This is a genomic window from Rhodopseudomonas sp. BAL398 (genome assembly GCF_033001325.1).
Taxonomy (GTDB): Bacteria; Pseudomonadota; Alphaproteobacteria; order Rhizobiales; family Xanthobacteraceae; genus JARJEH01.
In genome coordinates, this window is sequence record NZ_CP133111.1 from 1,750,464 (window position 1) to 1,763,033 (window position 12,570).

Here is a 12,570-nt window from a genome sequence, read left to right on the forward strand (position 1 = left end):
CGCCGGGAGACCGTCATGATCGTCGCGTTGCTGAACCAGAAGGGCGGCGTCGGCAAGACGACGCTAGCCCTGCATCTCGCCGGTGAATGGGCGCGCCGTGGGAAGCGCGTCACGCTGATCGATGCCGACCCCCAGGGCTCGGCGCTCGACTGGTCGCAGCAGCGAAGCCGTGAGGGGTTGGAGCGGCGGTTCGGTGTCGTCGGCCTGGCGCGCGATACGCTCCACCGTGAGGCGCCGGAGTTGGCCCGCGACGCCGACCATGTCGTCATCGACGGTCCGCCGCGCGTCGCCGGGCTTATGCGCTCGGCGCTGCTCGCCGCCGACCTTGTCCTGATCCCGGTGCAGCCTTCGCCGCTCGACGGCTGGGCTTCCGCAGAGATGCTGGGCCTGCTCGGCGAAGCGCGCATCTACCGCCCGCAGCTCGCCGCCCGGTTCGTGCTGAACCGCTGCGCCGCCCGCACCGTGCTCGCCCGCGAGACCGCCGAGACGCTGGCGGATCACGACCCGCCCCTGCTTTCGACCACGATCGGCCAGCGCATCGTCTTCGCCGATGTCTTGCAGACCGGCCGGCTCGCCGCCGAGCAGGACGAGGATTGCCTTGGCGCACGCGAGATCGCCGCGCTCGCGGCGGAAGTCGCGAGGATCGGCGCATGAGCGAGCGGTCCCCGAAGCGCAGCTTTGCGGCACGTCCCGCCGATCCCGAAGACTGGATCAAGGCGCCCGACCGCCACGCCGCGCTTGGCCAGGCTGCCAATAGTTTCTCGGCCCGGCTGACGATCGACGTCACCGCGGACATGCGCGGCCGTATCAAGATCGCCGCCTTTCAGCGCGGCCAGACCGTCGCCGACATGCTGCGCGCGCTGTTCGAGCGCGAATTCCCGCCGCCGTCAGGAGAAGGATCATGACCGGCCTTATCGCCGCGCCCACACGCGCCGGCCGTGCTGCCGCCCAGCCGCCGACCGACGGTCTCACTCAGGTCGAGCTGGTCTGGATCGAGAAGCAGACGGAGCACTGGATCCGCTTCGGCCGCGACGTGCGCGAGCAGATCCTCGATCGCCGCCGCCGTATCCTCTTCTTCCCTCCCGGCGCCGTTTTTGGCCTCGTGCGGTGGGCCTCGAACGAGCACGGGACCGTGCTGTCCCGGCTCGACATCGTGCGGGCTAGCGCTCCCGGCCAGCCCCTTCAGACCGTACCGACCGTGACGCCTGGCGGCGAGGTGCTGCTACGCGCCGAGAGCTGGCCGAAGGTCGAGCGGGTGCTCCAGCTCATCGACGGCATCGAGGCGAGCGGCGTCGATCCGGTGGACGTCGCGCCTGACCATTGGCGCCACGTCCACAACCGCCTCGCTGCCGGCGAAGCACCGCGCGTCTACACCCTGCGGCGTCACCGCGCCTTCCTGCTTCGTCAGGCGATCGGCGCATGATCCGGCTCGGCTACGCCATCGCCACGACCTGCGCGGTGTCTGTCATGGGCGTGATCTCCATCGTCACTTTCGTGCCAAAGGTCATCTGGAACGCCTCCGCCAGCACGCCGATTGGCCTCTACACCATCGATCCCGACCCGTCGCCGCAGCTCACGGATCTGGTCGCTATCCGCGCGCCCGAGCCGCTCGCATCCTTCATGGTCGAGCGAGGCTACATCGGTCGCGGCGTTCCGTTGATGAAGCGCGTCGCCGCGCTTCCAGGGCAGCGCGTCTGCCGGGCCGGTCATGACATCACCGTCGACGCCATAAAGCTCGGTGAGGCGCTCGACCGCGACAGCAACGGGCGTCCATTGCCTGTCTGGCAGGGCTGCCGCGTCGTCGCTGATGGCGAGCTGTTCCTGATGAACTGGCAGGTCCGTGGCAGCCTCGACGGCCGCTATTTCGGACCGCTTCCGGCCTCCGCCGTGATCGGCCGGGCAACCCCTCTCTACACCGACGAGGACGGCGATAGCCGCTTCGTCTGGCGCGCGCCGACGCGGTGACGGCGCTCCCATGCCCCTCTTCACCGCACTCTGAAGGAGACCTCCAATGTCCGTTATCGGTCAATTCATGCGCGAGAACGATGGCTTCATCGGCCACCTGACGACGCTGTCGCTGCACCAGGACATCATCATCGTTCCAGCCGAGCCGTCCGATGCAGAGAACGCGCCCGACTTTCGCGTCCATGTGCTCGACACCATGAGCAACGAGACCGGCGCGGAGATCGGCGCTGGCTGGAAGCGCACCGGCGAGAAGGCGGGCGACTACGTCTCGCTACAGCTCGACGACCCGACCTTCGCTCACCCGATCCGCGCCAATCTCTTCCAGTCCGCCGACGACAAGGCCGCCTGGGGCCTGCACTGGAACCGCCCGCCCAAGCGCAGCGAGCGGGACTGAGCGATGCCCATCGCCCGCAGCCTGCCTGCCGCCGGAGGGAGGATCACCCTCCGGCGCGCAGCCTTCCTTCTCCTTTCCGGCCTGATCCTTCTCGCGCCGGGCGCAGGCCCTGCACACGCGCAGCAGGCGCCGGCCGAGCGGCCGTCATCCCGCGATCCCTATGGCGCTTACATCGCCGAGGCGGCGCAGCGGTTCGGCGTTCCCGAAGCATGGATTCGGGCCGTCATGCGCGTCGAGAGCGCAGGCGATGTACGCGCCATCTCTTCGGCCGGCGCGATGGGCCTGATGCAGGTCATGCCCACAACGTGGGCCGACTTGCGCGTCCGGCATCGGCTCGGCGGCAATCCCTACGACCCACGCGACAATATTCTGGCGGGCGCCGCGTATCTGCGCGAGATGCACGACCGCTACGGATCGCCCGGCTTTCTGGCGGCCTACAATGCCGGTCCGGGCCGCTACGAAGAGTATCTCGCTGGCCGCGCGCTGCCGGCCGAAACGCGCGCCTATGTCGCGACGCTCGCGCCGATTGTCGGCGGCGGTGACCTCAGCGGCCCCGTCAGGGTGGCCGCCGCTGATCCGCTCGCCTGGACCCGCGCGCCGCTCTTCGTCGTGCAGTCGTCCGGCATTAAGTCTGCCGTGCCGCTGCAATCTGACAGTACGTCCGATGACGCTACCGCAGCAATCTCGGAGCGCGATCAAGGTCCGTCGGCTTCACGCACCGAAGGCCTTTTCGTTGCAAGAAGCGTCTCCGGTGGTCCGCGATGACCGCGTTCGCACCTGATCGGGCCGTGGCGTGCTCTGGCGGACGGAAAGCGGTCCGCAGAGGAGGAGACGACAGCACAACCGCACGATGGCGAGATAAAAGCCGGCGATGTGCGGCTTGGTGCGGTCGTGTGTTTTCAGAGGCTTATGGCGCATTTGCGCGAGGTGCGCCTGATCGGCGCAGCCTGCGCATTCGCCATTTCGTCAAGGATTATCGCGCGTTTGCGCGATGTGCGGGGCCTCGACCATGAGCGGCGAGGACGATTTCCGCATCCGGCCCGGCCGCATCCGTTCGACCCGTGCGCAGCAGGCGCGGCCCTTCATTGCCCAGGCGCTCGCCGCCGCACAGCGGGCCGGTGGACGCGTCTCGCGCTCCGGCCAGATCAGCAAGGGCAATCGCTCCCGGTTCGGCCGCGGTCAGCGCGCGACCGTGCAGGCGAACCGATTGCTCACCAGCCGATCGCGCAACGTTGTCATCAAGACGCGCGTCGTCCGTCATGGCGCTCGCGCCGCGCCGCTCAGCGCGCACCTCAGCTATCTCCGGCGCGAGGGCGTTACCCGGGATGGGGAGAAGGCCCGGCTGTTCGGTCCTGAGACCGAAGACGCCGATCCCAAGGCCTTCGCCGAGCGGACCCAGGACGACCGGCATCATTTCCGGTTCATCGTCTCCCCCGAGGACGCGACGGAGATGTCCGACCTCAAGACCTACGCCCGCGACCTGATGGGGCAGATGGAAAACGACCTCGGCACCAAGCTCGATTGGGTCGGTGTCGATCACTGGAACACGGACAATCCGCACGTCCACATCATCCTGCGCGGGCGCACGGACGACGGCCAGGACCTCGTTATCTCCCGCGACTACATCAAGGAAGGCATGCGCGCCCGCGCGCAGGATCTCGTCACGCAGGAGCTGGGGCCGCGCACCGATCACGAGATCCATCGCAATCTGGAACGGCAGGTCGATGCCGAACGCTGGACCAACCTAGATCGGCAGCTTGCCCGCGACAGCTATCGCACGGGCGTCGCCGACTTCGCCCCACATCCCGATCGGCAGCCAGACGAATTCCACGCGCTGAAGGTCGGTCGCCTGCGCAAGCTGGAGACACTCGGCCTCGCCGATCAGGTCGGCCCCGGCCAGTGGGTCGTATCGGAGAATGCCGAGAAGACGCTGCGCGCGCTCGGCGAGCGCGGCGACATCATCAAGCGCATCCACCGCGGCCTGACCGAACGCGGCATCGAGCGCGGCGCCGCGAGCTATGTGCTCGCCGGCGAGAGCATCGACGATCCGGTCATCGGCCGGCTGGTCGATCGCGGCCTCGATGACGAGCTGAAGGGCACGGCCTATGCCGTGGTCGACGGGACCGACGGCCGTACGCACCACATCAAACTGCCCGATCTCGACGCGGCCGGTGACAGCGCGCCGGGCTCGATCGTCGAACTACGGAAATTCGACGATGTGCAGGGACGCAGGCGGGTCGCGCTCGCCGTGCGCTCGGATCTCGATATCTCCGCCCAAGTCAACGCCACCGGCGCGACCTGGCTCGACCGGCAGGCGATCGCCCGCGAGCCGCTAGCGCTCGGCGGCGGCGGCTTCGGCGCGGAGGTGCGTCAGGCGATGGACCGGCGCGCCGACCATCTCATCAACCAAGGGCTCGCCGAACGGCAGACGCGCGGCGTCAGCTTCTCGCCCGGACTGATCGACACACTGCGCCAGCGCGAGGTGGAGGCCCTCGGCGAGAAGCTCGCGGCGGAGACCGGCCGGCCTTTCACCAAGGCCGGGACAGGCGAGTATGTGGCAGGGACCTATCGGCAGCGCTTCGCACTCGCGTCCGGCCGCTTCGCCATGATCGACGACGGGCTCGGCTTCCAGCTCGTGCCCTGGACGCCATCCCTCGAACGCCAGCTTGGCCAGCACGTCTCCGGCGTCTCACGCGGCGCCGGCGTCGACTGGAGCTTCGGCCGCAAACGCGGTCTCGGCATGTAGCCCAATCAAGAAAGGAGTAACCGCCATGTCGGCGACCAAGATTCTGTGGGGCCAGCTTATCACCGTCTGCCTTATCGTGCTGATGACGACTTGGGCCGCGACGCAATGGACGGCCTACCGGCTCGGCTTCCAGCCCCAGCTTGGGCAGCCGTGGTTCGAGCTGGCTGGCTGGCCGATCTACTATCCCCCGGCCTTCTTCTGGTGGTGGTACTTCTATGATGCCTATGCCCCGCCGATCTTCGTCGAGGGCGCTTACATCGCCGCCTCTGGTGGCTTCATCGCCATCGCGGTCGCGATCGGCATGTCGGTCTGGCGAGCGCGCGAGGCCAAGAATGTCGAGACCTACGGCTCGGCCCGCTGGGCGCGCCCTGACGAGGTGAAGGCAGCGGGGCTGCTCGGACCCGACGGCGTCGTGCTCGGCAAGCACGAGAAAGACTATCTCCGCCACGATGGCCCCGAGCATGTGCTGTGCTTCGCTCCGACGCGATCCGGCAAGGGCGTCGGCCTCGTCGTGCCGTCGCTGCTGACCTGGCCGGGCTCCGCCATCGTCCACGACATCAAGGGGGAGAACTGGACGCTGACGGCAGGCTTTCGATCCCGCCACGGCCGCGTGCTGCTGTTCGATCCGACGAATGCGAAGTCGGCGGCCTACAACCCGCTGCTCGAGGTGCGGCGCGGCGAGTGGGAAGTCCGCGACGTGCAGAACATCGCCGACATTCTCGTCGACCCGGAAGGATCGCTCGAGAAGCGAAATCACTGGGAGAAGACGTCGCACGCGCTCTTGGTTGGCGCGATCCTGCACGTCCTCTATGCCGAGGCCGACAAGACCTTGGCCGGCGTCGCCGCCTTCCTCTCCGATCCGAAACGGCCGATCGAGTCGACCCTCGCGGCGATGATGAAGACGGCCCACCTCGGCGAGGCCGGCCCGCACCCGGTGATCGCCAGCGCCGCCCGCGAACTCCTCAACAAATCCGACAACGAGCGGTCCGGCGTGCTGTCGACGGCGATGTCGTTCCTCGGACTCTATCGAGACCCGGTCGTCGCCGAGGTCACCCGGCGCTGCGATTGGCGCATCGTGGACATTGTCGGCAGCAAGCACCCGACCACGCTCTACCTCGTGGTGCCGCCGTCGGACATCAACCGCACCAAGCCGCTCATCCGCCTGATCCTCAATCAGGTCGGCCGCCGCTTGACCGAGGACCTCCAGGCGAAGGGCAACCGCCATCGGCTGCTGCTCATGCTCGACGAATTTCCCGCGCTCGGCCGCCTCGACTTCTTCGAAAGCGCGCTGGCGTTCATGGCGGGTTACGGCCTGAAGGCCTTCCTCATCGCCCAGTCGCTGAACCAGATCGAGAAGGCCTATGGGCCGAACAACTCGATTCTCGACAACTGCCATGTTCGCGTGAGCTTTGCCACCAACGACGAACGCACCGCCAAGCGGGTATCGGACGCACTCGGCACAGCCACCGAGATGAAGGCGATGAAGAACTATGCCGGGCACCGGCTGTCGCCGTGGTTGGGGCATCTGATGGTCTCGCGCTCCGAGACTGCCCGGCAGCTTCTGACGCCGGGCGAGATCATGCAGCTTCCCCCATCGGATGAGATCGTCATGGTCGCGGGCATCCCGCCGATCCGGGCGAAGAAGGCCCGATACTACGAGGATCGGCGGCTTCAGGAGCGCATCCTGACCCCGCCGACTCTGACAAAGCCGCGAACAGGTCAGGCCGACGACTGGAGTAACCTGGCGCTGCCGACGACGCCGGATCTCTACGCGCCGATCGGTGCGCAGGAGGAGGCAGCGGACGATGATCCGACAGAATCCGAGCGCCGTCGCCAGCCGGAACTGAGCCGAACGAAGACCGTCGAGCGCAAGGATATCATCGAAAACGAGTTCGAAATCGATCCTCGCGATGACGTGGAGGAGGATGCCGCGCGCCTCGGCCGCATGAACCAGACCATGCGCCAGGTTGCCCGTCAGGCCTCGCTCGACCCGGGTGACGGGATCGAATTGTAGGGGCCGGCCGTGACGAAACCTCCCAAGAAGCAGCGGCTGTCGGTCTATCTCGATCCCGATGTGATGAAGGCGCTCGCCGCTCACGCCGCGCGGCGAGACCTGTCCCTGTCGCTGGTCGCGGAAGCCGGCATCGCCTCCTTCCTGTCGCCTGATGCCGCGGAACGGCAAGAGGCGGCCACCGCCAAGCGGCTCGACCAGCTCGATCGTCGCATGGCGCGGATGGAGCGCGATCTTGGCATATCGGTCGAGACGCTCGCCGTGTTTATCCGCTTCTGGCTGACGTCCAACCCGCCACTGCCAGAGCCGGCGCAGATCGCGGCGCGTGCGAAGGCCGCCGAGCGCTACGAAGCTTTCGTCACGGCCCTTGGCCGACGACTCGCGCAGGGACCGAAGCTCAGGCAGGAAATTGCGGAAGACATCCCCGCGCGCGACGCGGAATAATCACTGATCTCCGCATCACAAGTATTCGGGCATTCCGCCGTTTCCCTGTCTTTGTACGCCACAGTACGACGGCCACATGATGGTTGTTGTCAGGCCATGATTTCTGCCTCTTCTACTCATCCCCGATCCAGGGCCGCCTGTCGCGGTCCCGCAAGAGAACGGGGACGACGTGGCGGCCACTCACCAGAAATCGGAGGCGATCCTTCGCGGTGCGCGGATGCTGCGCACGGCCCTGGGGCCGGCGATCGCCACCTTTCTGGAAGATCCCGCGATCGTCGAGGTGATGCTCAACCCCGATGGGCGGCTCTGGGTCGACCGGCTCTCGGAGGGCCTCTCTGACACCGGTGAACGCCTCTCGCCGGCCGATGGCGAGCGCATCATTCGCCTGGTCGCGCATCATGTCGGCGCCGAGGTTCATCCCGGTGCCCCGCGCGTCTCGGCCGAGCTGCCGGAAACGGGGGAGCGGTTCGAGGGGCTGTTGCCGCCCGTCGTGTCCGCGCCGGCGTTCGCGATCCGCAAGCCCGCGGTCGCGGTGTTCACGCTCGACGACTACGTTGCCGCCAGCATCATGGCCGCAGGCCAAGCCGAGACGCTGCGCCAGGCTGTCGCCGATCGTCGAAACATCCTCGTTGCAGGCGGCACCTCGACCGGCAAGACCACGCTCACGAATGCGTTGCTCGCCGAGGTCTCGAAAACCTCGGACCGCGTCGTCCTGATCGAAGACACGCGCGAGCTGCAATGCGCCGCGCCGAACCTAGTCGCCATGCGAACGAAGGACGGCGTCGCTTCGCTCTCCGACCTTGTCCGCTCCTCGCTCCGCCTTCGTCCCGATCGCATACCGATTGGCGAAGTGCGCGGAGCTGAGGCGCTCGACCTCCTGAAGGCCTGGGGCACGGGCCATCCCGGCGGCGTCGGCACGATCCACGCGGGCACCGCCATCGGCGCGCTGCGCCGGATGGAGCAGCTCATCCAGGAAGCCGTCGTCACCGTCCCGCGCGCCCTCATCGCCGAAACGATCGATCTGGTCGCCGTGCTCTCCGGCCGTGGCGCATCGCGCCGCCTCGCCGAACTCGCCCGCATCGAGGGTCTCGGCCCCGACGGCGACTACCGCGTCACCCTCGCAACCCAGCCCCCCACAGGAGACCTGTCATGATCCAGCACGCCCTGCGCATCCACCGCCATATCGCGACAGCGGTATCCGTCACATTCGTCTCGTTGGCTCTGGCGCCGGCCGCCCACGCGTCGGGTTCTTCGATGCCCTGGGAAGCCCCGCTCCAGTCGATCCTCGAATCGATCGAGGGGCCGGTCGCCAAGATCATCGCCGTGATGATTATCATCATCACCGGCCTGACGCTCGCCTTCGGCGATACGTCGGGCGGGGCGCGCAAGCTCATCCAGATCGTCTTCGGCCTGTCGATCGCGTTCGCCGCGTCGAGCTTCTTCCTGTCGTTCTTCTCGTTCGGCGGCGGAGCGCTTGTCTGATGGCGGATGGCGCGGACCATCGCGGCGAGGTGCCGGGCTTTTCCGTCCCGGTTCATCGGGCGCTGACCGAGCACATCCTGCTCGGCGGCGCCCCGCGCTCGCTCGCCATCCTCAACGGTACGCTGGCCGCCGCGCTCGGTCTCGGTCTTCGCCTCTGGCTCGTCGGCTTGGCGCTGTGGGCGGTGGGCCATTTCGCGGCCGTCTGGGCGGCCAAGCGCGATCCGCAGTTCGTCGATGTCGTGCGCAAGCATCTGCGCATTCCCGGTCACCTGTCGGTCTGAGGGGCGACGCCGATGATGAACCTTGCCGAATATCGCAACCGCAACGCCCGCCTCGCGGACTTCCTGCCTTGGGCCGCCCTGGTCGGCGAAGGCGTGGTGCTCAACAAGGACGGTAGCCTGCAACGCACCGCGCGTTTTCGCGGCCCCGATCTCGACAGCGCCGTCCCGGCCGAGCTGGTCGCCGTCGCCGGCCGGCTCAACAACGCATTTCGCCGCCTCGGTTCGGGCTGGGCCATTTTCGTCGAGGCGCAGCGCCACGGCGCCGCGACTTATCCCGCCAGCATGTTCGCCGACAGCGCCTCCGCGCTCGTCGACGTCGAACGCAAGGCCGACTTCGAAGAGGCCGGCGCGCATTTCGAGTCCAGCTACTTCCTTACCTTCCTCTATCTGCCGCCGGCCGAGGATGCCGCCCGTGCCGAGACCTGGCTCTACGAGGGCCGGGACCACGCCGGCGTCGACGCGCGGGAAGTGCTCCGCAGCTTCGTCGATCGCACCGATCGTATCCTCAACCTGATCGACGCCTTCATGCCCGACTGCGCCTGGCTCGATGACCCCGAGACGCTGACCTATCTCCATTCGACCGTCTCGACGAAACGTCATCGCGTCCGCGTGCCCGAGACGCCGATGTATCTCGACGCGCTGCTCGCCGATCAGCCGCTTACCGGCGGCCTGGAGCCCCGGCTTGGAGACGCCCATGTTCGCATCCTCACCATCGTCGGTTTCCCCACCGCGACGACGCCCGGCATCCTCGACGAGCTGAATCGGCTCGCCTTTCCGTATCGCTGGTCGACCCGGGCGATCCTGCTCGACAAAACAGACGCCACCAAGCTGCTGACCAAGATCCGGCGGCAGTGGTTCGCCAAGCGCAAGTCGATCGCCGCCATCCTCAAGGAGGTGATGACCAACGAAGCCTCCGCCCTGGTCGATACCGATGCGGCCAACAAAGCGGCCGACGCCGATATGGCCCTGCAGGAGCTGGGCGCCGACTATGCCGGCCAGGCCTATGTGACGGCGACGATCACTGTCTGGGACGACGATCCGCGCATCGCCGCCGAGAAGCTGCGGTTTGTCGAGAAGGTGATTCAGGGCCGCGACTTCACCGCGATGCCCGAGACGATCAACGCCGTCGACGCCTGGCTCGGCACGCTGCCCGGCCACGTCTACGCCAACGTTCGCCAGCCTCCCATCAGCACATTGAATCTCGCCCACATGATCCCACTGTCGGCGGTGTGGGCGGGACCGGAACGGGACGAGCACTTCGATGCACCCCCACTACTTTACGGCAGAACGGAGGGCTCGACCCCGTTCCGGCTTTCCATCCATGTCGGCGACGTCGGTCACACGCTGATCGTCGGCCCGACCGGCGCTGGCAAATCGGTCCTGCTGGCGCTGATGGCGCTGCAATTCCGGCGCTATCCGCAATCCCAGGTCTTCGCCTTCGACTTTGGCGGATCAATCCGCGCCGCCGCGCTCGCTATGCGGGGCGACTGGCACGATCTCGGCGGCGGCCTCACCGAAGGCGCGGATGACAGTGTCTCGCTTCAGCCGTTGGCCCGCATTAACGATGTCGCCGAGCGGGCCTGGGCCTCCGACTGGCTGGTCGCGATCCTGGGGCGCGAAAGCGTATCGGTGACGCCCGAGGTCAAGGAGCACCTCTGGTCGGCACTGTCGTCGCTGGCGTCGGCGCCGGTCGCGGAGCGCACGTTGACGGGTCTGTCCGTCCTGCTTCAGTCCAACGATCTGAAACAGGCGTTGCGACCTTACTGTGTCGGCGGCCCCTACGGCCGGTTGCTCGACGCCGAGGCCGAACATCTAGGCGAAGCCCATGTTCAGGTCTTCGAGACCGAAGGACTGATCGGCACCGGCGCCGCCGCCGCCGTGCTCGCCTATCTTTTCCATCGCATCGAGGACCGCCTCGACGGTCGCCCGACGCTGCTGATCGTCGATGAAGGTTGGCTGGCGCTGGACGACGAGGGCTTCGCCGGCCAGCTCCGCGAATGGCTGAAAACGCTGCGCAAGAAGAACGCCAGCGTCATCTTCGCCACCCAGTCACTCTCCGACATTGACGGCTCGGCGATCGCGCCTGCCATCATCGAGAGTTGCCAGACCCGCATCCTGCTGCCGAACGAACGCGCGATCGAGCCGCAGATCACAGCCGTCTATCGCCGCTTCGGTCTGAACGACCGCCAGATCGAGATCCTCGCCCGGGCGATGCCCAAGCGCGACTATTACTGCCAATCGCGGCGCGGCAACCGGCTGTTCGAGCTGGGCCTGTCCGACGTGGCGCTGGCGCTCTGCGCCGCCTCATCGAAGCAGCACCAGGCACTGATCGCCGAGGTTCACGCCCGCAGCGGCACCGACGGCTTCCTCGCCGCGTGGCTCGGCGAGAACCGGCTCGGCTGGGCCGCCGACCTCATCGCCGACCTCACCAACGTCACACCTCAAACCGATTCGGAGGCACGCCCATGACCCGTTCCGTTCGTTCCCGCTCGCGCGCGTTGCGTATGACCGCCGCGCTGCTTACGGCCTCTGCCGCCGCGATCCCGTTCATGGCCGCGCCTGCCCACGCACAGTTTGGCGGGATCGTGTACGACCCCACCAACTACGCTCAGAACCTCCTGACCGCCACGAGGGCGCTTCAGCAGATCAACAATCAAATTACGTCGCTTCAGAACGAGGCGACCGGTCTGATCAATCAGGCGCGCAACCTTGCGAGCCTCCCGTTTTCCTCTCTCCAGCAGCTCCAGCAATCCGTCCAGCGGACTCAACAGCTTTTGGGCGAAGCACAGCGCATCGCTTATAATGTGCAGAATATCGACCAGGCGTTCCGCACCACATACGGTAGCGCCTCGATGTCCGCCTCGGACCAGCAGCTCGTCGCCGGCGCGCGCGAGCGCTGGCAGAATACCGTCGGCGGCCTGCAGGACGCGATGCGCGTCCAGGCGGGCGTGGTCGGCAATATCGACACGAACCGCAGCGAGATGTCGGCGCTGGTCGGCCAGAGCCAGGGCGCCACCGGCGCGCTGCAGGCAACACAGGCCGGCAATCAGCTTCTTGCGCTGCAAGCGCAGCAACTCGCCGATCTCACCGCTGTCGTCGCCGCAAACGGTCGCGCGCAGAGTCTGACCGAGGCCGAACGCGCGGCCGCGGCCGAGCAAGGTCGCGAGCAGCGCCGTCGCTTCCTGACGCCGGGCAGCGGCTACCAGCCGGGCAATGCCCGCATGTTCCCGAACGGCAACTGAGGGCG

14 protein-coding genes are annotated in these 12,570 nt (G+C 67.3%); all 14 read left to right on the forward strand.

The genetic code is table 11. The annotated features are described in order from the left end of the window. Positions 1 to 15 precede the first annotated feature (15 nt). The 14 genes from parA (at position 16) to trbJ (ending at position 12,565) form a co-directional block, all read left to right on the forward strand. Positions 16 to 654 carry a ParA family partition ATPase gene (gene parA / locus RBJ75_RS08395; protein WP_044418118.1) on the forward strand — a complete coding sequence of 213 codons (639 nt, stop codon included), beginning with the start codon at positions 16 to 18 and terminating at the stop codon, positions 652 to 654. Beyond that, complete coding sequence (locus tag RBJ75_RS08400; RefSeq protein ID WP_044418116.1) at positions 651 to 905, forward strand: hypothetical protein; 255 nt, start codon at positions 651 to 653, stop codon at positions 903 to 905. The genes parA and RBJ75_RS08400 overlap by 4 nt, the downstream gene beginning before the upstream one ends. After that, complete coding sequence (locus RBJ75_RS08405) at positions 902 to 1,423, forward strand: DUF2840 domain-containing protein (protein WP_044418114.1); 522 nt, start codon at positions 902 to 904, stop codon at positions 1,421 to 1,423. Before RBJ75_RS08400 ends, RBJ75_RS08405 begins: the two co-directional genes overlap by 4 nt. Next, on the forward strand, positions 1,420 to 1,965 hold the full coding sequence (locus tag RBJ75_RS08410) for a S26 family signal peptidase (RefSeq protein ID WP_044418112.1): 546 nt from the start codon (positions 1,420 to 1,422) through the stop codon (positions 1,963 to 1,965). The genes RBJ75_RS08405 and RBJ75_RS08410 overlap by 4 nt, the downstream gene beginning before the upstream one ends. A gap of 46 nt (positions 1,966 to 2,011) precedes the next feature. Then, positions 2,012 to 2,359, forward strand: coding sequence for a DUF736 domain-containing protein (locus RBJ75_RS08415; RefSeq protein WP_044418110.1), 348 nt, complete (start codon positions 2,012 to 2,014; stop codon positions 2,357 to 2,359). A 3-nt stretch (positions 2,360 to 2,362) separates the two neighbouring features. Further along, positions 2,363 to 3,124, forward strand: a complete 762-nt coding sequence (locus tag RBJ75_RS08420; RefSeq protein ID WP_044418108.1) for a lytic transglycosylase domain-containing protein — start codon at positions 2,363 to 2,365, stop codon at positions 3,122 to 3,124. Positions 3,125 to 3,368: 244 nt separating this feature from the next. After that, positions 3,369 to 5,105: a relaxase/mobilization nuclease domain-containing protein gene (locus RBJ75_RS08425; protein WP_276156546.1), complete on the forward strand. Its 1,737-nt coding sequence runs from the start codon at positions 3,369 to 3,371 to the stop codon at positions 5,103 to 5,105. A 25-nt stretch (positions 5,106 to 5,130) separates the two neighbouring features. Further along, positions 5,131 to 7,119 (forward strand): conjugal transfer protein TraG, encoded by a 1,989-nt coding sequence (locus RBJ75_RS08430; protein ID WP_044418699.1) that lies wholly within the window; start codon positions 5,131 to 5,133, stop codon positions 7,117 to 7,119. 9 nt (positions 7,120 to 7,128) lie between these two features. Next, positions 7,129 to 7,560, forward strand: coding sequence for a hypothetical protein (locus tag RBJ75_RS08435; RefSeq protein ID WP_044418698.1), 432 nt, complete (start codon positions 7,129 to 7,131; stop codon positions 7,558 to 7,560). A gap of 169 nt (positions 7,561 to 7,729) precedes the next feature. Then, positions 7,730 to 8,713, forward strand: a complete 984-nt coding sequence (gene trbB / locus RBJ75_RS08440; RefSeq protein WP_276156545.1) for a P-type conjugative transfer ATPase TrbB — start codon at positions 7,730 to 7,732, stop codon at positions 8,711 to 8,713. Beyond that, a complete protein-coding gene (locus RBJ75_RS08445) occupies positions 8,710 to 9,042 on the forward strand; it encodes a TrbC/VirB2 family protein (RefSeq protein ID WP_276156544.1) in 333 nt (110 codons plus the stop codon). The genes trbB and RBJ75_RS08445 overlap by 4 nt, the downstream gene beginning before the upstream one ends. Next, positions 9,042 to 9,323, forward strand: coding sequence for a VirB3 family type IV secretion system protein (locus tag RBJ75_RS08450; RefSeq protein WP_044415520.1), 282 nt, complete (start codon positions 9,042 to 9,044; stop codon positions 9,321 to 9,323). Before RBJ75_RS08445 ends, RBJ75_RS08450 begins: the two co-directional genes overlap by 1 nt. A gap of 12 nt (positions 9,324 to 9,335) precedes the next feature. Then, entirely contained in the window at positions 9,336 to 11,792 is a 2,457-nt protein-coding gene (gene trbE, locus RBJ75_RS08455) for a conjugal transfer protein TrbE (protein ID WP_276156543.1), read from the forward strand. Next, positions 11,789 to 12,565: a P-type conjugative transfer protein TrbJ gene (gene trbJ / locus RBJ75_RS08460; protein WP_044416198.1), complete on the forward strand. Its 777-nt coding sequence runs from the start codon at positions 11,789 to 11,791 to the stop codon at positions 12,563 to 12,565. Before trbE ends, trbJ begins: the two co-directional genes overlap by 4 nt. Positions 12,566 to 12,570 lie beyond the last annotated feature (5 nt).